Annotated in this window: 29 protein-coding genes; 12 read left to right on the top strand and 17 right to left on the bottom strand. The window is 33.3% G+C overall.

Annotated elements, in window-relative coordinates:
* Positions 1 to 96: 96 nt before the first annotated feature.
* Entirely contained in the window at positions 97 to 366 is a 270-nt protein-coding gene (locus AC6EIW_RS01485) for a hypothetical protein (RefSeq protein ID WP_498520864.1), read from the bottom strand.
* A gap of 224 nt (positions 367 to 590) precedes the next feature.
* Here AC6EIW_RS01485 and AC6EIW_RS01480 point away from each other — a divergent pair, with 224 nt between their 5' ends.
* The gene (locus AC6EIW_RS01480) at positions 591 to 935 is read left to right on the top strand and encodes a hypothetical protein (protein WP_498462667.1); all 345 of its coding nucleotides are present in this window, start codon (positions 591 to 593) and stop codon (positions 933 to 935) included.
* On the opposite strand, the gene AC6EIW_RS01475 is transcribed toward AC6EIW_RS01480, so the two are convergent.
* Both AC6EIW_RS01475 and AC6EIW_RS01470 read right to left on the bottom strand, forming a co-directional pair.
* A complete protein-coding gene (locus tag AC6EIW_RS01475) occupies positions 936 to 1085 on the bottom strand; it encodes a hypothetical protein (RefSeq protein ID WP_498520863.1) in 150 nt (49 codons plus the stop codon).
* A 29-nt stretch (positions 1086 to 1114) separates the two neighbouring features.
* Entirely contained in the window at positions 1115 to 2764 is a 1650-nt protein-coding gene (locus AC6EIW_RS01470; protein ID WP_498520862.1) for a glycosyltransferase family 39 protein, read from the bottom strand.
* A gap of 149 nt (positions 2765 to 2913) precedes the next feature.
* Between AC6EIW_RS01470 and AC6EIW_RS01465 the strand changes: the two genes are divergently transcribed.
* Positions 2914 to 3111, top strand: coding sequence for a DUF8635 family protein (locus AC6EIW_RS01465; protein ID WP_498462664.1), 198 nt, complete (start codon positions 2914 to 2916; stop codon positions 3109 to 3111).
* 305 nt (positions 3112 to 3416) lie between these two features.
* Here AC6EIW_RS01465 and secF read toward each other — a convergent pair whose 3' ends face one another.
* The 6 genes from secF to rsmA all read right to left on the bottom strand — a co-directional run bounded on the left by secF (position 3417) and on the right by rsmA (position 9242).
* Entirely contained in the window at positions 3417 to 4382 is a 966-nt protein-coding gene (secF, locus tag AC6EIW_RS01460; protein ID WP_498520861.1) for a protein translocase subunit SecF, read from the bottom strand.
* Between the two features lie 24 nt (positions 4383 to 4406).
* Positions 4407 to 5897, bottom strand: a complete 1491-nt coding sequence (gene secD / locus AC6EIW_RS01455) for a protein translocase subunit SecD (protein WP_498520860.1) — start codon at positions 5895 to 5897, stop codon at positions 4407 to 4409.
* A 2-nt stretch (positions 5898 to 5899) separates the two neighbouring features.
* The gene (locus tag AC6EIW_RS01450) at positions 5900 to 6838 is read right to left on the bottom strand and encodes a pyruvate dehydrogenase complex E1 component subunit beta (RefSeq protein WP_498521596.1); all 939 of its coding nucleotides are present in this window, start codon (positions 6836 to 6838) and stop codon (positions 5900 to 5902) included.
* A gap of 245 nt (positions 6839 to 7083) precedes the next feature.
* Entirely contained in the window at positions 7084 to 7446 is a 363-nt protein-coding gene (locus AC6EIW_RS01445; protein ID WP_498520859.1) for a DUF3082 domain-containing protein, read from the bottom strand.
* Positions 7433 to 8392, bottom strand: a complete 960-nt coding sequence (ispE, locus tag AC6EIW_RS01440) for a 4-(cytidine 5'-diphospho)-2-C-methyl-D-erythritol kinase (RefSeq protein WP_498520858.1) — start codon at positions 8390 to 8392, stop codon at positions 7433 to 7435. The genes AC6EIW_RS01445 and ispE overlap by 14 nt, the downstream gene beginning before the upstream one ends.
* Positions 8370 to 9242, bottom strand: coding sequence for a 16S rRNA (adenine(1518)-N(6)/adenine(1519)-N(6))-dimethyltransferase RsmA (rsmA, locus tag AC6EIW_RS01435; protein ID WP_498520857.1), 873 nt, complete (start codon positions 9240 to 9242; stop codon positions 8370 to 8372). The genes ispE and rsmA overlap by 23 nt, the downstream gene beginning before the upstream one ends.
* Before the next feature lie 111 nt (positions 9243 to 9353).
* On the opposite strand from rsmA, the gene AC6EIW_RS01430 reads away from it, so the two are divergent.
* The 5 genes from AC6EIW_RS01430 (at position 9354) to AC6EIW_RS01410 (ending at position 12523) form a co-directional block, all read left to right on the top strand.
* Positions 9354 to 9719 carry a hypothetical protein gene (locus tag AC6EIW_RS01430; RefSeq protein ID WP_498520856.1) on the top strand — a complete coding sequence of 122 codons (366 nt, stop codon included), beginning with the start codon at positions 9354 to 9356 and terminating at the stop codon, positions 9717 to 9719.
* Between the two features lie 13 nt (positions 9720 to 9732).
* Positions 9733 to 10170: a 23S rRNA (pseudouridine(1915)-N(3))-methyltransferase RlmH gene (locus tag AC6EIW_RS01425; RefSeq protein ID WP_498520855.1), complete on the top strand. Its 438-nt coding sequence runs from the start codon at positions 9733 to 9735 to the stop codon at positions 10168 to 10170.
* 63 nt (positions 10171 to 10233) lie between these two features.
* Positions 10234 to 10680: a LexA family protein gene (locus AC6EIW_RS01420; RefSeq protein WP_498520854.1), complete on the top strand. Its 447-nt coding sequence runs from the start codon at positions 10234 to 10236 to the stop codon at positions 10678 to 10680.
* A gap of 2 nt (positions 10681 to 10682) precedes the next feature.
* Positions 10683 to 11960, top strand: coding sequence for a Y-family DNA polymerase (locus tag AC6EIW_RS01415; protein ID WP_498520853.1), 1278 nt, complete (start codon positions 10683 to 10685; stop codon positions 11958 to 11960).
* 104 nt (positions 11961 to 12064) lie between these two features.
* Positions 12065 to 12523 carry a DUF8637 domain-containing protein gene (locus AC6EIW_RS01410; RefSeq protein ID WP_498520852.1) on the top strand — a complete coding sequence of 153 codons (459 nt, stop codon included), beginning with the start codon at positions 12065 to 12067 and terminating at the stop codon, positions 12521 to 12523.
* 13 nt (positions 12524 to 12536) lie between these two features.
* On the opposite strand, the gene AC6EIW_RS01405 is transcribed toward AC6EIW_RS01410, so the two are convergent.
* The gene (locus AC6EIW_RS01405) at positions 12537 to 12836 is read right to left on the bottom strand and encodes a hypothetical protein (protein WP_498520851.1); all 300 of its coding nucleotides are present in this window, start codon (positions 12834 to 12836) and stop codon (positions 12537 to 12539) included.
* Positions 12837 to 12858: 22 nt separating this feature from the next.
* The gene (gene dnaG, locus AC6EIW_RS01400) at positions 12859 to 14883 is read right to left on the bottom strand and encodes a DNA primase (RefSeq protein ID WP_498520850.1); all 2025 of its coding nucleotides are present in this window, start codon (positions 14881 to 14883) and stop codon (positions 12859 to 12861) included.
* Between the two features lie 48 nt (positions 14884 to 14931).
* Between dnaG and AC6EIW_RS01395 the strand changes: the two genes are divergently transcribed.
* Genes AC6EIW_RS01395 through AC6EIW_RS01375 form a run of 5 tightly spaced genes read left to right on the top strand, consistent with a single transcriptional unit; the run spans position 14932 to position 17719 of the window.
* Positions 14932 to 15834, top strand: a complete 903-nt coding sequence (locus tag AC6EIW_RS01395) for a DMT family transporter (RefSeq protein WP_498520849.1) — start codon at positions 14932 to 14934, stop codon at positions 15832 to 15834.
* Positions 15831 to 16217, top strand: coding sequence for a cAMP phosphodiesterase (locus AC6EIW_RS01390; RefSeq protein ID WP_498520848.1), 387 nt, complete (start codon positions 15831 to 15833; stop codon positions 16215 to 16217). Before AC6EIW_RS01395 ends, AC6EIW_RS01390 begins: the two co-directional genes overlap by 4 nt.
* 37 nt (positions 16218 to 16254) lie before the next feature.
* Complete coding sequence (gene ruvA, locus AC6EIW_RS01385; protein WP_498520847.1) at positions 16255 to 16929, top strand: Holliday junction branch migration protein RuvA; 675 nt, start codon at positions 16255 to 16257, stop codon at positions 16927 to 16929.
* A gap of 52 nt (positions 16930 to 16981) precedes the next feature.
* The gene (rpsO, locus tag AC6EIW_RS01380; RefSeq protein ID WP_498520846.1) at positions 16982 to 17251 is read left to right on the top strand and encodes a 30S ribosomal protein S15; all 270 of its coding nucleotides are present in this window, start codon (positions 16982 to 16984) and stop codon (positions 17249 to 17251) included.
* Positions 17252 to 17278: 27 nt separating this feature from the next.
* Positions 17279 to 17719, top strand: coding sequence for a photosystem II biosynthesis protein (locus tag AC6EIW_RS01375; RefSeq protein ID WP_498520845.1), 441 nt, complete (start codon positions 17279 to 17281; stop codon positions 17717 to 17719).
* Positions 17720 to 17728: 9 nt separating this feature from the next.
* Here the strand turns inward: AC6EIW_RS01375 and AC6EIW_RS01370 are convergent, their stop codons facing one another.
* The 6 genes from AC6EIW_RS01370 to AC6EIW_RS01345 all read right to left on the bottom strand — a co-directional run bounded on the left by AC6EIW_RS01370 (position 17729) and on the right by AC6EIW_RS01345 (position 25296).
* The gene (locus AC6EIW_RS01370; protein WP_498520844.1) at positions 17729 to 21247 is read right to left on the bottom strand and encodes a DNA polymerase III subunit alpha; all 3519 of its coding nucleotides are present in this window, start codon (positions 21245 to 21247) and stop codon (positions 17729 to 17731) included.
* Between the two features lie 71 nt (positions 21248 to 21318).
* Positions 21319 to 22779, bottom strand: a complete 1461-nt coding sequence (gene gatA, locus AC6EIW_RS01365; RefSeq protein WP_498520843.1) for an Asp-tRNA(Asn)/Glu-tRNA(Gln) amidotransferase subunit GatA — start codon at positions 22777 to 22779, stop codon at positions 21319 to 21321.
* A 30-nt stretch (positions 22780 to 22809) separates the two neighbouring features.
* Positions 22810 to 23040, bottom strand: coding sequence for a DUF1816 domain-containing protein (locus AC6EIW_RS01360; protein ID WP_498462645.1), 231 nt, complete (start codon positions 23038 to 23040; stop codon positions 22810 to 22812).
* 227 nt (positions 23041 to 23267) lie between these two features.
* Positions 23268 to 24518 (bottom strand): 23S rRNA (guanosine(2251)-2'-O)-methyltransferase RlmB, encoded by a 1251-nt coding sequence (rlmB, locus tag AC6EIW_RS01355; protein ID WP_498520842.1) that lies wholly within the window; start codon positions 24516 to 24518, stop codon positions 23268 to 23270.
* A gap of 17 nt (positions 24519 to 24535) precedes the next feature.
* Positions 24536 to 24934 carry a Mini-ribonuclease 3 gene (locus AC6EIW_RS01350; protein ID WP_498520841.1) on the bottom strand — a complete coding sequence of 133 codons (399 nt, stop codon included), beginning with the start codon at positions 24932 to 24934 and terminating at the stop codon, positions 24536 to 24538.
* Complete coding sequence (locus AC6EIW_RS01345; RefSeq protein ID WP_498521595.1) at positions 24931 to 25296, bottom strand: STAS domain-containing protein; 366 nt, start codon at positions 25294 to 25296, stop codon at positions 24931 to 24933. The genes AC6EIW_RS01350 and AC6EIW_RS01345 overlap by 4 nt, the downstream gene beginning before the upstream one ends.
* Positions 25297 to 25315: the final 19 nt, after the last annotated feature.

Genomic DNA, 25315 nt, shown 5'->3' with positions numbered 1-25315 from the left:
AATAAATTAGATTTACAGGAAAAATATAACTACCTAAATTTTTATCTAATTATCGACAAATATAATTAAAAAAGAAAATCAGTCAAAAGTTATAAACTAGAGCTCATATTCGTTTTTAAATTTATCCAAATTAGTCAAATAGAGTTGATGAAGGTTAGTAGTTTCATCATTAAAACCTACGTCCTTATACATTTGATCAAGAGACATATAGGCACTCATTACAGGTAAAAAAGCAGATTTATATTCTTCTTGAATATCATCCTCATCTATATCATGAATTATTGCTGTAATCAATTCAATTTGTTTCTTGGCTAATGAAATGTTTTTCTCTAATTCAGGACTAAGTTTACGTCTTTTTTTTGCCATGAATACAATTCATCTTAAAAAAAATAATACACTATTTATATTCGAAAAATCAATGAGAGAAGTCATGGAATGTTAAAACAAGATAAATAAGAGTAAATACTCATAAAACCCATAGAAGAGTGTTCCATTTTTATAAAAATGGTATATATTTTAGTTGGTATAATATAGATGTGATATTTGCCCAAAACATTGTTAGTAAAGGCCTATCTAATCTTACTATCACTATGAAAAGTAATTCAGATAAAAATCAAACTAAACTGCCATGGTGGGTCGAACTTTTGTTTGTTCAAATCGGGTTACCTGATTCATGGCTTTCAAAATATCTCAAGAAGAAAAAACAAACATTGAATTTTATCGATCTAAATAAGAAATATATAGCTTATTCTGCCTTATTAATTGCAGGGGTATTGTATATATACCCAATAGTAAGATACACATCATCAAGTGCTTCATGCATAGATAAAACCACAAAATATCTAAAATCAAGCAGAGTAAATAAATCTCAAAATGAAATGGATATAAATTCTATAGCAGTTGGATATTGTCATGGTGGTTCCTTACCAGAATAATTAGTTTTTAAATTTCTTTTCACCATCAATATCATATGTTGGCTTATTTTCAGGAGTCTTTCCTTCAAGTAAAGGTATTAAACCCGAAATCAACCTACCAAATACTGGCACCCAAATGTTCTTGTAAGCATTTTTAAGTAGCTTATTCATTTTTTTTTAATTTTATAGATAATAGAATATTATTTACTAACATTTATCAATAAGAACTGATTGTCAAATTTTTTAATAGATTTGAACAAAGGTTTAATATTTAAAGAATTTAAACTATTGATATCTGAAGTAATTAAATATTTATAATTAGTAATATCATCAAACTTTTGAAGGACTTGGGAGGAAGGCAAATAAAATGATAACAAAGTCTGGATTTTGCTTTCAACTTCAAATAAATAAATAGTGTTTGAGCTGATAATCGAAGATACAAGCTTATCTCTTAAAAATAATTTTGTACTTAAGTTTGGACTACCAAGTATACCAAAGTTAAACAGCAACAAGAGAGAAACATATTGCGGTGTAATTATACTATAAAAGAAATTAATTAAGTTTTGTCGTAAATCACCTATATTAAAAAGAAGTTGAATTGATCTAATATAAGATAGTATTAAAAATAAAGATACTAAATATATTAACATCTTATTTCCATTAGACTGATCTATTATAAAATCATTGTAATTAACAATAAAGATTATTATAATAGAAGTTATTAATATAATTACCAAGGATGATAGATATTTAATGCTAGTTTTAGAAAATGAGTATCTTAATGCATTTGATGTGAGGAAGATGGCAAACAAAATTGATAAAGACGGTAGTAGAAAAAGGTAATAATGTGGATATGTAGTCGACATGGACAATAAAATCAATAAAGAGATAAGAGGGTAAAAATAGATTAATAATGGATATTTTAATTTTTTGCTTGGTCTTGTAAAAACAAGAAGAAGAACAAATAAAATTCCTACTGGAAAAGTTAAATAAAGAAAATTAAAAGGTACAAGTAAAAAATTGCTTAAGTCAAAGTCTCCTATGGCTTGTTTCTTTACAAAATCAAAGAGAGATGTAATTCCATTGATTCCGAACTTTTGAAATGAAAAAAATAGATTAAGGTAAGTAGGGATAGAGCCAATTAAAATTCCAGTAGCATAAAGTATTTTTAAAAAATTTTCCTTTTTATTTAAATTATAAAAAATAAAAGGTGAGAGTCCTATCAAAGGAACAAATGTCATATAACTTCTAAGAAAAAAAGAGCTAGAAATAAAAAAACCAGAAAGTAATATATACAAACACCGTCTTGTGTATTGCGAAGAATCTAGAAATTCAAGAAAAAATAGAATTGCCAATAGGATACATAAAACAAATGGAATATCTGGACTCGCATATCTTGAATATTGAATCCATAATGGCATTGATGAAAGTGAGAATAAAGAAATCAATGCAGACTTTTTATCTGTAATTTTTAATGCAATTAGGTACCAGCAAATCAAGCAAAGAAATGAAGAAATGATACTTGGAATTCTTAGAGCTAGTTCACTAGTTCCAAACAACCTAATGGCTAATGCTATAAACCAATAACTTCCTAATGTCTTATGGTGAGGTGATGGGAATGGAGGAGAAAACCAGTTGTCAGAGTTTTCAATCAACCTTGCTCTTCTAGCGTAAAGCCCCTCATCATGAGCAACGAGGCTTTGAGTAGAGGGGTCGATAAAAAAATAAAGTAAAATACAAGAAATAACAACAAGTATTGGTAAAATAATTCTTTTATTCTTTGAGAAAAAGTTAATAACTCCTACTTTAATATTGATATAGCTAATAACATTAGAAGGAAGAAATTGCATTTTCGAATATGATTAAAAGTTCATACGTTCAATTTTAATGAACCATACTTTAAATTAAATTATATCCTTAGTAATTTGATTTGGGAATCTATCAGGCTGTGAATTAATAACATCATGTATAATAATGGAAATTTTAAGACATAAGAAAGATGGCAACCGCAAAGGAAAAGAAGGAAGAAGTAAAAGCGTCTCTGAAGATTTTACGCTCAGAACTAAGAAAAATGCATTTAGGCGTAACAGAAGAGTTATCACTCCCCGAGCCAACAGAAGTTAAAAAATTAATGACTCAAATGGAAGAGCTATTATTAGTGATTGAACCTAAGTCATCTCGGAAGGCAAAAAAGTAAGATAACAGTCAAATTATTTTTATTAGAAGTTAGAACTGAATGTATATAGCTCGAATAAAAATAAATTATTTTTTATTCGAGCTTTTTTTATTCTTATTAAAAAGAATAGGGCTAGAAATTAATATTGTGATGGCAAGAGGGTGTTCAAAAATAGTATAAAAGAAAGTAGAGAAAGTGAAAAAATCTATTAATATCCTGAGGTCTGTTCTTAAATCATAAATTGAAAGTAAAATCAGAATAATTTGTAACCAATTATATTTTATATAAACAAATAGTTTATCTATAGATATGAAGAACATATTCAATCATTCAAGCTGTTTGTTACTGGTTATTGATAACAATGATGGAGCTAAAGCTATACTCGACCAAGAACCGGCTATAACACCTATTAATAAAGCAAATGCGAACCAATATAATGATGCCCCCCCCCAAATCAATATACATATTAAAGGTAGTAGTGTGGTAAGACTTGTATATAGAGTCCTCGTTAATGTTGCACTAACAGCTTTGTCAATTTGATACTTAAAACTTAATTGTTTCTCTACTAAACTTTTTTCTCTGATCCTATCAAAAACAACAACTGTATTGTTTACTGAATAACCTGCAATTGTCAAAAGAGAAACAGCGAACAAAGAGTCGACCTCTACATTATAGAAATACCCGAGCCATGCAAATACTCCGCAAACAATAAGTATGTCATGCAAAAGAGCAAATAAAGCTAGGACTGAGTATCTTCGATCATATCTAAAGTTAATATATAAAGCTATTCCAAGAAAAGCAAAGAGAAGAGAAATTAAACTACTTTTAAGTAACTGCTTCCCAAGACTTGGTCCAATAATTTCAACTGAAGTATTTTCATTGTTAAACGGGCCAAAAGATTTATTAATCACTGCCACTACAGACTCAGATTGAGCTGCAGATAAAAATGGAAGCCTGATCGATATTAACTTTGAATTATCGAGTAATTGTATTTGTGATCCAGTTAAATTAGGAGATGTATTTGAAATAAAGTTTTTATCTAGATTTTTTAAATCTGTTATCTTATTAGATATGTCACTTGTATTTAAAGTAATACATTCATCAGTACAACTCCTCTCTAAGGTTATTTGAGTTCCACCGGTATAATCTAAACCAAGATTTAAAGGTGCCTTAATAGAATTAGTTTTAAGGCAAATTAACATCCCGATTATTGATATTAAACATAAAGAAAATGAAACAAGCCAAACATTTTTTCTATTTTTATAGAGTTGAACATTAAAATTAGCTTTCATAATTTAATTGATTTGAATTAGTTGTTATTGAACGTTGGTAGATGGTGATGAAATCTGATTAGGGTTAATAAAGTTAGAAATTTTTCTAAGGCCTTGATAACTCATTAGGAACTTCAATATTGCTTTTGTACATGTTAAGGCCGTAAACAAGCTCAAGACAACACCAATACCCAAGGTAGCTGCAAAACCTTTTACAAATCCAGTACCCAAATAAAATAATGCTATACAGCTTATTAAAGTGGTTAAATGACCATCAATTATTGATGAAAAAGCGTTTTTAAAACTTGCGTCTATTGAGCGAATCAATGTATTTCCATTGCGTAATTCTTCCTTTAATCTCTCAAAAATAAGAACATTAGCGTCAACAGCCATTCCTATGCTTAAGATAAACCCAGCTATACCTGGAAGAGTAAGAGTGACTGGGAGTAGTGCATAAATAGAGAGGGTGAATAGCGAGTAAAAAGACAATGCCAAGACAGCCACAAATCCAGCTAGTTTATAGATAAAGATCATAAAAATACCTACAAAAAGTAAGCCTGTGAGGGCAGCAAAAAGACTAAGACGTATATTTTGAGTCCCTAGAGAAGGACCTATTGTTCTTATCTGAATAATCTCAATAGGTAGAGGCAAAGCTCCTCCCCTTAATTGAACTTCTAAAGTTCTAGCATCATCAGCAGTAAAATTGCCGCTTATTGTTGCTGCACCACCAGTAATGCCGGCAGTTTCAAATTGCTTACCAACACTTGCTTCGCTATATGAAATACCATCAATAATAATTCCAAGCAATCTAGGGGTGCCAGCGATAGATTTTGTGATGTCTGCAAATAATTCACCTCCTTCATTATTGAAGCTTAAAGTAACTTCCCAATTATTAGTATTTTGATCTTGTCGTCTGCCTGCATTTGTAAGATATTGTCCAGTTAATGATGTTGGTTCAAACAGAGCTGCAATGTCAGTGCTTATTTTATCCCTTAAAAGATTAAACTGATCTAAATCTAATATCTGATCGGATTGAATATTATATTTTTCGAATAATTGATTAATTTCCTTATTAATATTGATCTCCTTTATTAATTGGGCTGAATTATTATTCTCTTCTAATAATTTGATAATAGATTCAACGCTATTTCGTTGATTTTGTAAGTCTCTTAACAGCGCCTCTGTCCCATTTTTCTGAATTCTGAATTCCAATAGAGCAGTTTCTCCTAATACCTTCGCTGCACCGGAGGGATCTTGCTCTCCAGGAAGTTCTAATAACAATTGGTTTGTTCCTACAGTTTGAAGTTGTGAATCTGAAACTCCTAATCCGTTGACCCTCTTATCAAGAACAGCTTTAACTCCTTCAATTTCGTTAGGGGTTATTTTTGTGATTTCCTCAGTAGGTTGAATCTCTAGAGTAAGTTGACTACCTCCACGTAGATCCAATCCTAATTGGAAAGGTATATTGCTGCATATAAAAATACTTAATACTGCAAAAATGATAACTACAAAAAACCAATAGTTCTTTCTACCCATTATTAATCAACTCCACCATTATTAATAATTTTTTCTGCAGCATCTACTATTTGATGAGGTTGAATAATAGTTAAGTTTTCTAAGTTTCCATTATAAGGAGTTGGAATATCCTGACTGCTTAAACGAACAGGAGGAGAATCTAAATCATCGAAGCAATTCTCAGTAATCAATGACATCAACTCAGCGGCAATACCACCTGTTTTCATACACTCTTCAACAATAATTACTCTATGAGTTTTTCTTATAGATTTAGATATGGTTTCCATATCAAAAGGCTTAAGGCTAATTAAATCAATCAATTCAACATCAATTCCTTTCCCTTCAAGAAGCTCAACTGCTTTCAAGCAGTGGTGACGCATTCTCGAATAAGTCAAAATCGTAATGTCACTTCCTTGCTTTACAAGATCGGCTTGATCTAAGGCACAGACATAATCACCCTCAGGAAGCTCTTCAGTAAGGTTGTAAAGAAGAACATGTTCAAAGAAAAGAACAGGATTATTGTCTCTAATAGCAGCCTTCATTAGACCTTTAGCATTCGTGGGAGTACTACAAGCCACAATTTTGATACCAGGAACTGCATGAAAATAGGCTTCAAGTCTTTGACTGTGTTCAGCACCTAATTGCCTTCCAACTCCACCAGGACCTCTAACAACTGTTGGAATAGTAAAATTTCCACCGCTCGTGTATCTAAGCATTCCCATATTGTTGGATATTTGGTTAAACGCAAGCAACAAAAATCCCATATTCATCCCTTCCACAATTGGTCTTAACCCTGTCATAGCAGCACCAACAGCCATACCAGTAAAACTATTTTCAGCAATTGGTGTATCTAAGACTCTGAACTCTCCGTATTTTTCATACAGATCTTTCGTAACTTTATAAGAGCCGCCATATTGTCCAACATCCTCGCCCATTACACAGACCATAGGATCTCTGTCCATTTCTTCATCAATTGCTTCACGAAGAGCATTAAATAAAAGAGTCCCTTTCACAGAATTAACAGATCGTCCGGATTACCGGTTTGTTATTCCAAACTATCTCAATCAGTGCCTAATTACCCACCTGCTGCAAAAGTCGATAACAGCAATATGGAGAGCAACATTCCAGGAGAGAGTAATAAAACGAGAAGTCCTAAATCATGAAGAGTCATAGAAACATCTAAATATGACAATTTAATAGTTAAATGCTAGTCAGTTTTGTCCTTGTTGCCTTCAATCAAACTTCGAATAAATACTAAAAACAAACCAAGTCCAATAAAACCAAAGGTAAAAGTTGCAAGAAAACTAATTCCAATGATTAGTGTTTTAAAACCAGAAGCAATACTCTGGGCAATTTGCGAAGAATAATTCGGTGTATGAATCGAAAAATATAAAACTATTTTTTTGCTTATAAAGAGGCTTAAAAAGCTAAAAGATAAACTGGTAATAGAACCTGAGAGAAAGCTTAAGGGACCTTTCTTTGGTTCAGAACTAGCCGAAGCTATTGAACTTGCTGATGAATTAGCTAAATCATCAGATTCATTTTTAAACCCATTACTAGGTGAATTCATTTCTTAATTGAACTCCATTAGATTTCATTGAACATGCCCAAGCGGATAGACCAGCTTTATCAAATTCATTAACATGTTCTTTTAGTACTTTATTTGCTTGCTTATAATTTTCAAACAAGGCAAAACAACTTGGACCAGAACCGCTCATTGAAACAAGACGGGAATCAGGTAACCGAGACAATATATTTAAAGACTTTTCAACCTCTGGTGTCATAGGGCAAACAACTTTTTGCAAATCATTTTGTACTTCTTTTCGATTATCTAAAAGCGACTGATCCGACCAGTTTATTGATCTGACAATATTTCTTTTGATTTCAAAATCCCTATCATTTTCAAGATATCTATTCCCAAACTCTTGTTTATATTTTTTATATGCAACTGGTGTAGAAACTTGTATAGAAGGATCTTTAACTAAAATGAGACCCAAATCAAAATGATCAAGATTTAATCTTTCTAAAATTTCTCCTCGACCAAAACATATCTGTCTACCTCCTGATACGCAAAAAGGTATATCAGATCCAATTTCTTTTGATAACTTCTCTAATTCAGAACACTCAAGATTTAAATTCCAGAGCTTATTTAATCCAACTAATGTTGCAGCCGCATCAGCTGATCCACCTGCTAATCCTGCTCCAATAGGAATATTTTTTACTAGTTCAATATCAACGCCTAATTGAGTATTTCCAACTTTATTTCTCAACAGCCTTGCAGCTTTTATTATTAAATTATCTTCACCATTACTAATCTCATTAGTATTTGTTTTTAGAGTAATATTATTATCTTCATTCTTTATCATCCTCAACTGATCACTTAAATTAATACTTTGCATAACCATTGCCAATTCATGAAAACCATCGGCCCTAATCCCTAAAACCTCTAAATGTAGATTAATTTTTGCATGTGCTTCTGCAATAAGAACATCTTCATTTGCTTTGGGAGGAACCATTTTCAATAACACAAGTTTCTTTTAAAGCTTTTGCCAAGGCGAACCAATTGGAAGGTGAAATTTCCTGTGGTCTCTGATCAAGACTAATACCTCTATAGGCGAAAAATTCCTTTATCTGATCATTGGGAGTAACAAAACTTCCAATCGTGTTTCTTAATTTCTTTCTTCTACCACTAAATGCATGTTTCAAAAGTTTCTCTAATAAATTTCCTATCTCATAAAAATCTGGCTCACTAGATACAAAGGGCTTAATCATGACTACTTTGGAATCTACCTTTGGTGCCGGTTGAAAACATTTAGAGGGCACGTCGCAAACGTTCTGACATTTTGCTAGGAGCTGAATACGTACGCTTAAAGCGCTAAAATTACTAGTTCCTGGCAAAGCGACAAGTCTTTGTGCAACTTCTTTTTGCATAAGTAAAACTAAAGTTTCAAAACGGTTGTCAGGGGCTTTTCTTAATTCACCAATCAATCTTTTTAATAGAGGGCCCGTAATGTTGTATGGAATATTAGCGACCACTTTGTTAATAATCAGTCCATTTTCAGCTTCTAGTGGAACATATAGAACATCCCCCTCTCTCAAGCCAAATTTATTTTGATGACTAAAACGTTTTTTCAAACCAAAGACCAAATCTCTATCTAACTCAATTGCTTGGATGAATTTCGCTTGGGATTCAATTAATTTTTCAGTTAAAGCACCTTTACCTGGACCAACCTCTAATACGCAATCTTCGGAATTCAATTCAGCAGCCTTAACTATTTGATCCAAGACATCTTGATCATTCAACCAATGCTGCCCAAAACGTTTTCTAGGAATATGCCTAAAATCATTCAAAGAGTTATCACCCATACGAACAATCCCAAAACCTTATTAGAAAAGATCACATGTTTTACCCAAGTAAAAATAAATTATTTAAAATATACTCACAAAAAGATCTCCTATCAATAAACATTTTCCAAAATGACTTTTGATAGCCATAGCCTTGAACGCTTAAAACAACTTGGACGAAAACTTCCTAAAGAGATATCAAAACCTGAATCAAATGATTTAAAAAGTCAAAAAGAAGCAAAAAACCAAAAGTTACACCCAGTTGAAATTGAAACCAACCCTGAACAACTCTTTCGAGAGTTGATGGAAATAAGTCCAGATGGAAACGTACCGCCTCATTTACTAGAAAGGCTGAAAAAACTTGAATCAAAAAATCTGAATATTTCTGCCTATACAGATCCAGATATTAATAAAAATTCTAAAGATCTTTCCAGCGAAGATTCACTAAATCTTTATACTCAATTTCAACAATTTCTACTCGAAGATGATATCGATTAGAAATATCTATTTTATGATTAATATTTCACGCTACAAAATCATTGCTGTTGGAAAAATAAAGAAAAAGTGGATTCAAGAAGGTATAGATATTTACTTAAAAAGATTACCTGGATTAGAAGTTATAGAAATTAAAGACAACAACCAAACAAAAGAAGAAAATACGATCAGAGAAATCATTAACAAAAATGAAATTCTCGTAATTCTCAATGAAAATGGTCAATCTTTCACATCAAAGCAACTAGCAACAAAACTTCTAAACTCTCATAATCAAAATATTAGTTTTGTTATTGGAGGCGCATCAGGTCTTGCACCTTCCCTAAATAATTTTGCCTCTTGGCAACTAAGCCTTTCACCTTTAACTTTTCCGCATGAAGTAGCTCGTCTTTTACTAATAGAACAACTCTACCGCGCAAAAACAATAGCCCAAGGCGGGCCATACCATAAAGAATAAAAGGAACATTAGTACAGTCAAAGTAGTTCATCTGTACTATACTGGCTGTACTGGTCTAGGCCTATGTATTCAAAGAGTTCATACTATCCCTCAAAGGAGGACTCATCGACACTATTAATTCCATTAGCAACAGAAACTATTTCTGCAGGCTTCCCTTCTCCTGCGGAAGACTACATAGAACTCGGGATCGATCTCAATAAATACTTAATCAAAAATCCAATAAGTACTTTCTTTCTACGTGTAAGCGGTAGTTCAATGAATAACGCAGGAATTTATAACAATGATTTATTAATAATAGATCGCAGTATAAATCCAAAGCCTGGACATATTGTAGTTGCTCTCTTGGATGGAGAATTTACTTTAAAAAGACTTATAAAAAAGCAAGATAATTATTATCTAAGAGCAGATAAAGAAAATTATCCAGCAATAAACTTATATGAATATATAGATATACAAATATGGGGGATAGTCACTTATTCGATACATGCATTAGAAAAAACAAAAGTCTAATTATGTCCAAAGTAATACTTCAGATTGATGGGAATAATTTCTATGCCTCGTGTGAACAATTAGTCGATCCATCTACAAGAGGAAAAGGCTTAGTTGTACTTTCAAATAATGATGGATGCATAATAGCTCGAAATTCAGAGGCTAGAAAAATGGGAATTCGTATGGGAGAACCTTATTTCAAATTAAAGAATAAGCTAAGTCAATTAAATATAAATGTGAGAAGTTCGAATTACGAGCTTTACGGTGATATAAGTAATCGATTAATGCAGCTACTAAGAAAAAATTGTGAAGAACTGGAAATCTACTCTATAGATGAAGCATTTGGAACGATAAAACGTCCTAAAGAAAAGTGCTTATATCAATGGGGAAAGGATTTAAGAGCTTTAGTTTACCAAAATATCGGAATACCAATAACTATCGGTATTGGGGAGACAAAAGTTTTATCAAAAATTTCTAATCATCTAGCAAAAAAAATAGAAAATAATTCAGGTATATTTGATATAGGTATCATTGAAAATAAAGACCCTTATCTTAATCTAATTAAAGTAGATCAAGTTTGGGGGATAGGTAAAAGAATGTCCATATGGCTAAAAGAAAAAGGGATCTCTAATGCCCTAGAATTTAAAGATATGTCAAGTAGCCAAATCAAAGAAAAATATGGTGTGGTTGGTCTACGCATTCAAAATGAATTAAAAGGAAACCTCTGTATCCCAATAAAAGAAACATCATCAAATAGAAAACAAATCTGTGTAAGCAGGAGTCTTTCATATCCAATAGATAGCTTAGAAGAGTTGCGGCAGATAATCATTAAATATGTTTTAATCGCAAGCGCAAAACTTCGAAAATACAATCAATTATCTTCAGCTATTACAATATTCACGAATACAAATATTCATTCTAAAGACTTTTATAAAAGCGAAGCAACAGGAAAAATAAATGTCCCAACATCTGATTCAAGAATTATACTTAAAACAAGTTTAGAATTAACACAGAAAATATTTAGACCATATAAAAGGTTAATAAAAGCAGGTGTAATATTACATAAATTACAAAGTAATCAATATGAACAAAAACAATTGTTAAATCAACAATCTATTGAAAAAGAGTTATCTCAACAAAGACTAAATTATGTAATAGATGAAATCAACAATAGAAATGGTAGAGATACAATAAATTGGGGATCATCTGTCATTGAAAAGGAATGGAGCCCGCGCAGGGAAAAAGTATCTCTTATAAAGACAACAAACATAGAAAATATTCCAACAATATATGCTAATTAATATTTAATATTATACTTAAACTAAGAATGATTATTGTCACAATAAATGGAATAGAAAGTCATGGTAGAGTAGGATAAATAAAAATCATAAGCATTAAAATAATAATGGAATTCGTAGATTTTCTAGATAGAACAGAACTAGAAATAGTAAAGTTAGTTGAACAAGCTGGTTACAAAACAACAGAGAATACACAACTATGCTTAACAAGTGATAACTATGTAGGTTTCTTAAATAAGAGGAAGAAAGTAATTATAGTTTGCACCAATAATGCTAAGAAGAGAGAAGGCTATACGAATTTAAGGAAGAAAGATAAGGATACTTTTGAAAGGACAGCATTACATATAAAAAAAGCTTTAAGACATGAAGCAGTTCATGTTGCACAAGAATGCAATGATGGAAAGTTATTAAACATAGATCAAAAGTTTTCAATAAGTCCCTCAAAGATAAAAGCTTTAAAGGAATCTATAAGAATATCAGGAGAGGAAGAGAAAGAAAGACAAGCGTATATATTAGAAAATAAACCAAAATTAGTAGTAAAAGAATTGAAAAAATATTGTTTATAGTAGTTGAATAAAATTAATTTTCTCTAAGTAGTTGAATAGCTTTTGTTTTACCACTGAAAATCAAAACGCTTCCTGGATCCAAATAAGAAAAACCAATATAAGTCTTAACAGCATTGGCATCAACCAGGGCCGTTCCACATGTATCAAGAAAAAGGACAGGTATAGTTAAATTAGATCCCTGCATTCTCTGAAGATCGAGAGACTGACGTATAGCTAATTTTGCTTTTATGAAACCAATTTTATTAATAAAGTCTGGCCATAGATCATTAGATAAATAACATTCATCTAAATTAAAAGAAGAGGAATTTAGCACGGTTAAATATAACTATAGAAGATTATTTGTAACATCGCTGTTGATCTAAACTTAATATATGCTTCCTTTCAGCGTAATAAAGTTGCTGAAAATTTATAGCATCATTATTTAACTCTTCAAACATGCTAATCACTTTCTTTTCCATATCAGATGAATTACTAGGCTTAGAGGATTCCTGAACAATAAGAGAGGCAATACAGTTCTCAAGAGTTTGTAATCGTTGAGAACTCCAGGCTTCAATTAGATGTCTACAACGTTTTAAAGATTTTTGCTTTTCAAGAGCAGCTAGTGATCCACGAATGAGCGATTCTGGATCAGTTAGTGTTGCCAAACGAAGTTCATCAGCCTCTAGTAAGGGAGTAAGTTTAGGAAGATGTTCATTGTTACTAACGAGGAAGTTATCTAACAAGTTTTTAATTAAATCGACATCGGCTAGAATATTTGAATCATTAGAACGATTTATCTTCTCAACAGTTTCAGAACCGAACTTATTCTCCTCAATATTACATATAGTTGACCATATAGCTCGATGATGATTAATTGCAAAATCGTCTAATTCTCTTAATCGCAATTCATAACGAATATAAGATCGATAATTAGGACAATGAATATAAGTAAAGAGTATATCTGCTTCGCTTCTTTCTCTTAGACTAACTTCTTGAGGTTTTTCATACTTTTTAGAACGTCCGTGCCATCTTTGACCACTAATTTGATTACGTAAATCTTCCTCTAGTTGGAGAGCGAATCTAGCTTGACCTCCACTAAGTCGCTGAGCGACCTTCTGTAAATAATGGGTTCTGATCGCTGTTTGAGGTAGTTTGCCAAGAAGACTTACTAGAGTACTAACAGCTTCCTGAAATTGATCAGATTTATTTAAATCTAAATCCTTCAATGATTGATCTATTTGCCAATCCATCCAAAGAGGAGATTTAGCTGCTAATGCTTCATACTCAGAGGGTGAATTATCCTTAAGAAACTCATCTGGATCTTTACCTAAAGGTAATTGAAGAACTCTTAAATCTAGCTGACCTTGAATAGCAAGGTTTTCAACCTCACTAATAGCGCGATTAGCCGCTCGAATTCCAGCATTATCTGAATCAAAATTTAAAAGAATTTTTTTACTATCGGTAGAACGAGATAGCAGCGTTATTTGATTACTACTTAATGCGGTTCCCAACGAGGCGACAACATTTGTAATACCAGAATCATGAAGTGCCATCACATCAAAATATCCTTCAACTACAACTGCATAATCTTTTTTCCTAATTGAAATAGCTGATTTATCTAAACCAAAAAGATTTTTGCCTTTTTCAAAGATTTCAGTCTCAGGTGAATTTAAATACTTAGGCTCTGACCCATCAAGACTTCTTCCTCCAAAACCAATAACTCTTTTTTGCCTATCATGTATGGGAACAATAATACGATTACGAAATCGATCATAAAAACCATTACCACCCTTTCGAGGTACGATTAAACCAGCAGATTCAAGGATCTCAACACTGACTTTTTCTATATCTACAAAATAATGGAGTAATGAATCCCAATTATCTGGGGCAAAACCGAGCTCAAACTTGATTAAAGTACCATCACTCAAGTGACGTTTATTTTTAAGATAATTAAGAGCATTTTCTCCACTAGGAGAATTTAATTGATTTCTAAACCAACCTGTAGCCAGTTTCAAAACACGATAAAGCGTATCTCTACGTGAGATCTGTTGCTTTAGTCTTTCTTGTTGCGGTCCTTCAACTGTATCGATTGGCACTTGATATTTTTTAGCCAGCTCAAGAACAACTTCACTAAAACTTTGTCTCTGAAACTCCATTAAAAATTTAATGGCATTTCCACCAGCTCCACATGAAAAACAATAATAAAATTGCTTACCAGGGATTACTGACATTGAAGGCTTACTATCATCATGAAAAGGACATATTCCAACATATTCTTTACCTTTTTTCTTTAAAACAACATGTTCACCAACTACATCAACAATATCTACACGCTCTTTTACAGACTCAATTGTTCTAGGATGTAGTCGAGCATAAGCCATATGATAATTTTAATTGATGTTTAAATATTTAGTTAAGAGATTTAGAAATTGAGAGAAAAAAAACTTACCAGTGAATTTAATATTGGAAAAAATCTAGAAGGGATCAAATTTTTAATAGGAAGTGGCTTAGCATTTAGCCTTATGAGTGTATGCGTTAAAGCGATTGGAGGGAGGATACCTATTTCAGAACTTGTTTTTGCTAGGGCTAGCATAAGTATAATAATAACAAGATTTTTCTTATATAAAAATAAAATCAACCCCTGGGGATATCAGAAAAGATTATTAATCATAAGGGGTTTGCTAGGAACAGCAGCATTATTTTGTATATTCAAGGCCTTAACAATATTACCAATAGCAACAGCAACAGTAATTCAATACACTTACCCTACATTTACAGTGATATGTGCATACATATTTTTAAAAGAATTTATATTAAAGAGAATAGTTTATTCAATCATTATTGGTTGGATAGGAATTCTTTTAGTTAGTCAACCAGAATTCAACTCCAATAGTAATATTCAAGAAACAATATTAGCACTTATCATTGCAATATTAGGCGCTTTGATGACATCATTAGCTTATATATGTGTAAGAAAACTTTCTTATAAAGAACACCCACTTGTAATTATTTTCTACTTTCCTTTGGTTTCTATTCCCTTATCTATTCCTTTTGTAATTAATGATTTTATATTACCAACCGGAGCAGAATGGCTTTGGATAGCAGGTATTGGTATTTTCACACAAATTGGTCAACTCTGTATAACGGAGGGTTTAAGACTACTACCAGCTGGCCAAGCAACCTCATTAAATTATTCACAGGTTATATTTGCAAGTATATGGGGAATATTAATTTTCCAAGAATCAATAACAAGTTCAATTTACTTGGGTGGTTTTTGTGTACTAATTTCCACTATTATTAGTGCATCCATAACCTCGCAAACAAAAATATGAAATATAAACCAATGATTTTTTCGATAGTTCTTATTTGCACTGGATCAACATCGATTCTTGCAGATAATTATCAGCGAGGTTACTCCTCAAGTAGAACTTGTACGAGAAACGAATATAGAGAAGAATATGTTCCAGGGACAAGAAAGGATCCTGGATATGTAAAAAAATGGGAGGAAACGGTTGAAGTCCCCTGCCCAGGTATTGGCTCAACAAACAAAAACAGTGAATTTGATAACAATGATTGCTCTGAAGGCAAAGTCGCAGGTGGTATTTTAGGTGCTGGCTTCGCTACAGCAATATCCAGAGGGAAAGATCGTTGGTGGGCAATCCCTGCTGGTTTAGTAGGTGGATCAATGGTTGGATGTCAGATTGATGGTGGTTGAGTTTTAAACTTTTGCAGGAACTTAATCAGAATAAGTAATGATTAGTTGGTTAAAAGGTGAAATAGTACATAAGTGGAAAACATCCACCAAAAAAGGTCTTGTACTAAATGTTGGTGGCATTGGTTATGAAATACAAGTATTGCCAAAACACTTAGAAGAGCTTGAAATCTTTAATGAGATTGAATTATGGATTCACCAAATAGATCGTGAAGATGGTACAAGCTTATATGGTTTTATAGAGGTTAATCAAAGAGATTTATTTAGAGAAATCATCAATGTAAATGGCATAGGTCCGCAAATTGGCATAGCTATGTTAGAGAACTTTGAAGTTGCTCAATTAGTTAATGCAATAGAAAATAAAGACTCTAATTTATTAACAAAAACTCAAGGGATAGGTAAACGTATAGCAGAGAGATTAATAGTTGAGCTAAGAAACAAACTTCAAAGATTTATAGATAGTAATGAAACAAATCATAACAATAAAAAAGACAAAGAGCCTAATCAGTTTTCTAAACATATTGATGAAATATATCTAATTCTGAATTCACTTGGCTATGTGGATAATGAAATAAAAGATTCAATAAAAATCATAACAACCAACGAAAAAGAAAATTCTTTATTACTCAACTCTCTATCATCAGAAGAGAAAGCAAAGCTGATGGATAAACATCTCAAAGAAATTCTTATGAAATTGAGTGAAAAGAGTACTTGATAGAAGGCTAGGGATTAAATTAAACTTGGTAAGTTAGAAAAAGCTAAACCAAATGTCACTAGGCACAGAAGAGAAACAAAAGCTAATCAACACCCATCAAGTACACGCAACTGATACGGGTTCAGTAGAAGTCCAAGTGGCGATGCTTACTACAAGAATCTCAAAATTAAGCAAACATCTTCAGGGGAACATACATGATTTCTCCTCAAGACAAGGATTGCTTAAAATGATTGGTCAGCGTAAAAGACTTTTAGGTTATGTACGGACTAAAAGTGAAAAAAGATATACAGAGCTTATTGAAAAATTAGCAATTAGAGGATAATGACCTGTATTGCATTGCTAGAAGCTAATGAAAGGTGAAAAAAAAAACAAAAAGGAACAACCTAAAGAAGTAAAAATAGGATTCTCTAGTAATAACTCAGCTCCAAAAATAGTTTCAAAGAAATCTTCAAAAAGTACTAATAAGAATTCAGGTATTCCAAGCTATGTGGCAAATAGAATGGCAAGGAGAATAGCTTTTACGACAGGTATTCCAACATTAAGTGGTATGGGAGTTTTTATTGGAAGTTATTTTTTAATAAGCAAAGGTATTGCTGATATATCTCCAACACTCACTCTAGTCAGTTCAGCGATATGTTTTCTCATTGGCTTGTTAGGATTAAGTTATGGAATACTTTCTGCGAGTTGGGATTTTAATCCAGGAAGTTTTCTTGGTTTTGAAAATATAAAACCAAACATCAATAGGATGAAAGACGCATTCAAAACAAGTCAAAAAGATATTACTAGTTAAAAATGAAATTTAAATTACAAGACTTTGACTTGTTCTCGCCACAAAGGAATTCTTAGACAAAGAATCTAAAGCCAAGTCAGTATCTTTTACACAGAATTGATCGCCTAACCTTACATACCTAGTATTATCATTGTCCTTAAGGCAGGCCACGACGGGGATACGAACGCCTAATTCATTTCTAGCGGGTCTAATATTTGAAAGACATTCTCTTAATTTATGCTGAACATTGATATCAGCAGCTTGCTCAGGGCGTAGATCTATCAGAAGAAATCTTAAATCATCAATTTCACGACAATCATCAATAATCAATTGAACTTTTTCATCTCTCCTATCTACGCTGCCCCAAATCAATAATCTAGTTTCAACCATCAAATGATCAGATAATCTTTCATAACTTTTGGGGAAGACAACCGCTTCACAAGAACCAGTTAAATCCTCTAGCTGAATAATCGCCATTCTGTCACCTTTTCTAGTTGTGACTTGTCTCATCTCTGGAATCATTGCTATTACACTAACCTTTGACTTATCCTTCTGCTCTTCTAAAGAGCCAAGGCTGATTGGAGCAATCAATTTCGCAGGTTCTGAAAGTTGCTTCAAAGGATGATCCGATAGATAGAAGCCAACATGCTCTTTTTCTAATTTAAGCTTCTCTGAGGGAGGGTAATCTTTAACTGGATTTGCCTTTGGAGCAGATAAATAATCATCAGTCGATGATGATTCATTATTTATAGAAGATGAGAGATCAAAAAGGTTTCCTTGGCCGCTAATTCTATCTTTTGCCCTTGAAGAAGCCCATTCAATAGTTAAATCCAAATCAGCAATAAGCTGACCGCGATTTGCATTTTCTTCAAGACAATCAAGAGCTCCTGAATGTATCAAAGCCTCAAGACCTCTTCGGTTAATAGCACTCAGTGAAATTCGGTCACAGAATTCTGCTAATGAACTAAATTCGCCATCTTCATCTCTAGAGGTAATAATTTTTCTAATTGCACCATCACCCAAATTTTTGACCGCTGAAAAACCAAAAAGAATTGAATTGTCATTTGGAGTAAAATCAATCCCAGAGGTATTTATATTTGGAGGCATTACGTTTATGCCCATTGAATTACAGTTAGAAATGTATCTTTGAACCTTGTCAGCCGAGCCAGCATTAACAGTAAGTAATGCCGCCATGTAGGCGACAGGATAATGTGCTTTCAAATAAGCAGTTTGATAAGTAACCGCTCCATAAGCAGTTGAATGACTTTTGTTAAAGCAATATTCAGCAAATAAAACCATTTGATCAAATAACTGTTCAGCAACAATGACAGAAACGCCATTCTTAACTGCACCATCAACAAAGAGTGTTCTATGACGCTGCATTTCAGATACTTTTTTCTTACCCATTGCCCTTCTTAATAAATCTGCTTGACCAAGCGAATATCCTGCTAAATCTTGAGCGATCTTCATTATCTGCTCTTGATAGACCATGATTCCATAAGTTTCACTTAAAATAGGTTCAAGTGATTGATGCTGAAAATCAATACTTTCCTTACCATGTTTTCTATTTATAAATTTAGGAATTAATCCTGCATCAAGAGGTCCAGGACGGTAAAGCGCAAGAATTGAAGAAATATCCTCCAGAGATGATGGCTTTAGATCTTTTACTATTTGTCTCATTCCACTAGATTCAAGTTGAAAGATTCCTTCTAAATCGCCCCTAGAAAGTAATTCAAATGTTTTTTCATCTGTAAAAGGCAATGAATCAGGATCTAATCTCTCACCAATTGATTTCTCAACTAAATTAATTGTCTTTTCTATCATTGTAAGATTTCTAAGTCCTAAAAAGTCCATCTTCAAAAGGCCAAGTGATTCAATATCTTCCATAAAATATTGAGTAATTATTTGTCCATCATTATTTCGTTGAAGAGGAACTAAATTATCAAGTGAATTAGCCGCTATAACTACACCTGCTGCATGCACACCAAAAGTCTTATTTGTTCCTTCTATCCTCATTGCCATATCAACCCATTTCTTTACTTTTGAATCATTGTTGTATTTTTCATAGAATTCCTTATTTGGCGATTCCTTTGAAATCATTGATGACAATTTTGCAGGTTTACCCCTTACAACTGGAATTAATTTCGCCAAACAATCTGCATCTCCATAGGGTATGTCAAGTACACGAGCAACATCTTTCAAAACAGCCTTAGATGTCATTCTGTTAAATGTAATTATCTGTGCAACTTTGTCTTCACCATACTTACTAGTAACATAATCGATAACTTCTCCACGTCTTTCAATACAAAAGTCAGTATCAATATCAGGCATAGACTTCCTCTCAGGATTCAGAAATCTTTCAAATAACAACCCATTTTCAACTGGATCAATATTAGTTATGTGAAGAGAAAAAGCTACTAAAGAACCTGCTGCTGATCCTCTACCAGGACCTACAGGAATATTTTGTTCTCTTGCAAATCTTATATAATCCCAGACAACAAGAAAATATGTGGGGAACCCCATTTGTTCAATCACTTTTAGCTCATACTCAAGTCTTTCCTTATAAACATTTGGGAAATTATCAAATTCTGAAATATCTAATATTTCTCTCAAACCATTGATAGTTATCTCTTTAAGATATTCGATTGGTTTATATCCATTGGGTATAGGAAAATTAGGCATCTTATAGGTGCCTAATATCGTATATTCTTCAACCTTGTCTGATAGTTTAACTGTATTTTCTATTGCACTGTTTATTACTTTCTTCTCTAAATGATCAGTAAATAAACATCTCATTTCCTCCTCAGACTTAATATATTCTGTACCTGTATATCTTAATCTTTTATGATCACTAATTAATTTTCCAGTCAAAACACAAATCAGTGCGTCATGAGCTTCAATATCATTCTTTGATACATAATGTGCGTCATTGGTAGCAATAATTTGGATATCAAGTTCTTTAGATATTTTGACTATTTCACTATTAACAATTCTATCCTCAATAGATCCATGGTCTTGAATTTCAAGGTAAAAATCATCACCCAAAATTTCTTTATACCAAGAAGCTACTTCCCTAGCTACATCATTTCTACCTTTTAATATCGCTTGTGGAATTTCACCGCCTAGACAAGCTGTTGAACAAATTAAACCCTCACTATATTTTTTAAATAAAGCCTTATCTATGCATGGCCTTGAAAATATACCTCTACCCCTTACACCATTCAAATGACTAAGCGTTGTTAATTTTACAAGATTTTCATAACCTATCTGGTTTTTCGCAACAACCACAAGATGATATCTTTTCTCTTTTTTTGGTTGAGGGTCATCAATTGAACCGTTAATGACGTACATCTCATTGCCTATAATTGGCTTTATATTTGCTGCCTTACATAACTTCAATAATTCAATAGCTCCATACATTACCCCATGATCGGTAAGGGCTAAAGCTGGCATACCCAATTCCTTTGCCCTTTGTACCATCAAAGGGAGTTGACTAGCTCCATCAAGAAGGCTGTAATCACTATGATTATGTATCGGAACAAAAGCCATTAATATCCTACAGAGCTACACTGCATATAGTGTAGCGACAATTATATACTCCACATAAAGTGGTTTAATCTTTACAACGTGAAATCCGTCTTAGGTCTATTTTTATAAACCGCAGCAGCGTCTTCAAATTGACTAGCGACTTGAAGCAGCTTCGCTTCTTCAAAAACATTACCTATTAGCTGCAAGCCTATTGGAAGACCAGATTTATCAAACCCGCATGGCAAGCTTATAGCTGGTAACCCAGCCAGATTTGCTGGAATAGTTAATAAATCTGATAAATACATTGCCATCGGGTTGTCAATATTTTCTCCAGAGCCAAAAGCAGTAGTGGGGGCCGTGGGAGCCAACAAAATGTCTACTTTTTTGAAAGCATCATCAAAGTCTCTACGTATCAAAGTTCGAACTTGCTGAGCTTTCTTGTAGTAAGCATCGACATAACCTGCAGAAAGAGCATAAGTTCCTATAAGAATTCTTCGTTTAACTTCACTTCCAAAACCAAGCGCTCGACTTTTGGAGGTCATTTCTATAAGAGATTGTTCATCATCAGTGCGGAATCCATATTTGACACCGTCATATCTAGCTAAATTCGCTGAAGCTTCAGATGGGGCAATAACGTAATAGGTAGCAATTCCATCATTAAAGCGAGGGCAAGAAACATTGATAATCTCGGCACCTAAGTTTTCAAGCAGCGAGGCAGATGCAAGAACAGATTCCTTAACATCAGTCGACAAACCTTCATGATCAAAGCAGTTGTCAATCAAACCTATTTTTAGACCCTTAATTGACTTAGAAAGGGTTTCTAAATAATTGGGAACAGGAATATCAACAGTAGTTGAATCAAACTCATCTTTACCAGAAATTACTTGCAAAATTTCAGCTGCATCTACAACGTTATTTGCAAATGGGCCAACTTGATCTAAAGAGCTTGCAAAAGCTATTAATCCCCATCGACTCACACGCCCATAAGTTGGTTTCATTCCAACAACCCCGCAAAATGCTGCTGGTTGTCGAATTGAACCACCAGTATCTGAACCAAGTGAGCCATAACACAATCCAGCAGCAACAGAAGCCGCGCTACCACCAGAGCTACCTCCAGGAACTTTTGTTATGTTCCATGGATTTAAAGTAGGACCAAATGCAGAGGTTTCTGTAGAACTCCCCATAGCAAATTCATCCATATTTGTCTTGCCTATCATTATTGCTCCAGCTTTCAAAAGCCTTTTGGTGACTGTGGACTCATATGGGGGAACAAAATTACCAAGGATCTTGCTTGCGCAAGTTGTTTTAATGCCTTTAGTACAAAGGTTATCTTTGATGGCCAATGGTATACCCGATAAAATCGGGAGAGAATCGCCGGAGGCAATTTGTTTATCTACATGGTTAGCATCACATAATGCCTGATCGACATTAACCGTTAGAAAGGAATTCAGAGTTGTATCTAATTTCTTTATTCGATTTATTTTTTCTTGAACAAGCTCTTTGCAAGAGACTTCACCACTTTTCAATTTCTGGCGTAAGTCTGCAAAAGTCATTATTAAATTATGAAAAAAATATTTTTAAGCTTATGACGTTAGAGGCTCATTACGGCGACACCTAATTAAACTATGACTTATTTTCTGAGGTGACTCTGCAGAAAGATCTTCGACAAATCCATTTAATCTGACTTTCAAGCTACGACGAGTAAGAAATGGACCAAACCAATAAGTTACCTCAGGTTGAATTGTCTCAACCTTGGCCCACCAGGCCAAGCCAAAACTATTACCTAAGCTTCGAAGAGCCCTAATGGGACCCATAAGTAGACTGCGTTTAAATTAGTATAGTTTCTTAACGTGATTTTTATCAAAAAAAAAAGGAATATTATGTTCACTTGATGATGAAACATTTATTAGAAGCAAAAAAATATTGAGTATAAAAAGCTGTGGGTAATATAATTAATTATATAACTTGATAATGAAGTATTAAAAATTATAGTAAAACTATAAAAAATATTTTCTCCTTTTCAAGATTAAAATAAAAGCTATTAGTTATTAGTTTCAATAGAAAACTGAGGCTTTTGTAATCTAGGTGATGGGTCTTGTCCTGATAGTGCTCGCATCCATCTTGATCTAGCTACTTCATATAAGAAAATAGACGTAGCAACTGATGCATTGAGGCTTGTAGTCACTCCTTTAAGAGGAATCCTTACCAAATGATCACACAACCTTCTTGTTATGAGGGAAATTCCTTTATCTTCAGACCCAACTACGACTACTAATGGCCCTTGGTATTTAATTTCAGACAAAGTTGAAGGTCCTTCCTCTGCGAGGCCTACTACGGTATAACCTGCATCTTTCAATTTCTCCAAAGCCCTATTTAAATTTACAACTCTTGCAACAGGAAGATGTTCCAAAGCTCCGGCAGCAACTTTTGCCACTGATCCAGTTAAACCAGCACTGCGTCTTTGTGGAAGTATTAAACCTTGAGCACCCAAGGCCTCTGCAGATCGAATTATTGCCCCAAGATTCTGAGGATCAGTTAACCCATCTAAAGCTAGAAGCAATGATGAGTCTCCAAAAGCTTTGCATGCATCAATTAAATTTTTCAAATCATGTGTTTTTGATGCAGCAATTTGTAAAACTATCCCTTGATGAACTGCTCCATTAGTGAGTTGACCAAGCCTGGACCAAGAAACTTCTTCAACCAAGACGCCAGAAGCTTTCGAGTCTTTGAGAAGCTGAAAAAACTTTGGAGCACTACGTAATTCTGAGGTACACCAAATTCTATGAATTGCCCTGCCAGCCAAAAGAGCTGCCTCGGTTGAATGACGACCCCAAATCAAATCATCACTTAAAGTTTTGGTAAAACTTTCCGAATATGAAAGAGGGTCTTTATTTTCGACTCTTCTAGAATTATAAGTTCCACGAGTATTTTGATTTCCATATGAGGGGTTAGCCAATTTTCTCTCGAATCGGTTAGATCCTCGGTAACTGTTATTTTCTTGCGTATTTTGATTTCTGTATGAAGAGTTCGTCGATTTTCTATCAAATCGTTTAGATCCTTTAAATGTATAGTTTGACTGATTACTTCTTCTTGATCGTTCAGAAGATTCTTTATCTGATGAATATTGATTTACTTGATCGGAGGGAAGACGATTAATTTTATTATTTGTTCTTCTGCGATCTTTAAAGTTTGATTTCTTAGCATCATTATCCTGACGATAATAATTACCACTTCGTTTATCAAATGAAGAGTTTGTGGAATTCCTAGTGTCTTTATTGAAACGATAACTCATTTTACAAGAACTATTTTCTAGTTAATAGGTCGATCAAGAAGATCAAATAAATCTGCAAGCCGGTTTGGATTTTTTAAAAACAACCATCCAACAATAGTCTCAAATCCGGTAGCAATTGCATATGTGGCTGCATCTACATTTTTAGGACCTCTTCCAGCCTTGTTTCTGCCTTTTCTAAGAAAATCCTTTTCAATATCAGTAAGATATGGCTCTATTTCTCTAATTGCCCTGGCTTGACTGGATGCATTTACCTCTTTGACGACAGCATTATGAAGATCCTTTGATCGCATTGGACTACTGCAATATCGCAACCTTTGATGCATCTCCCATACTGCATCCCCTAGCCATGCAAGTTGCAAAGGGCCCAATCCATCAGGAGTAATGGATGATTTGCAAGAGCGAATCCAATTAGTCAAGCTGATAACTTACTAATTGCAGTATTCAAATCTGGTACTAAATGTAGGAATTCTTCTAGGCGAACAAGTTTAATCGTTTGAATAACTCGCGGGTTCCCTACAACATTAAAGGCTCTTTTCGATTGTGAACATTTTTTAGCAGCTTGAACCATTGCCCCTAGTCCACAAGAATCAATGAAATCAATATTAGTTAAATCAATAACTACTGATAGTTGATTTGAACCTAAAACTTCATTGATATATGTAGTGAATTGCTTCTCTGAATAGGCATCCAGTTGACCAGTGAAATTTAACACCAAACAACCATTTTGTTGGTTGTGACCACCTCTAAGAGAAACAGTAAGTCGTTGTAATTCAGCTATGGGATTAGTCCCCTATGAC

Source organism: Prochlorococcus sp. MIT2308 (assembly GCF_059772345.1).
Note: the sequence above shows the minus strand (reverse complement) of the source record. Positions and strands in the feature narration are given on the sequence as shown.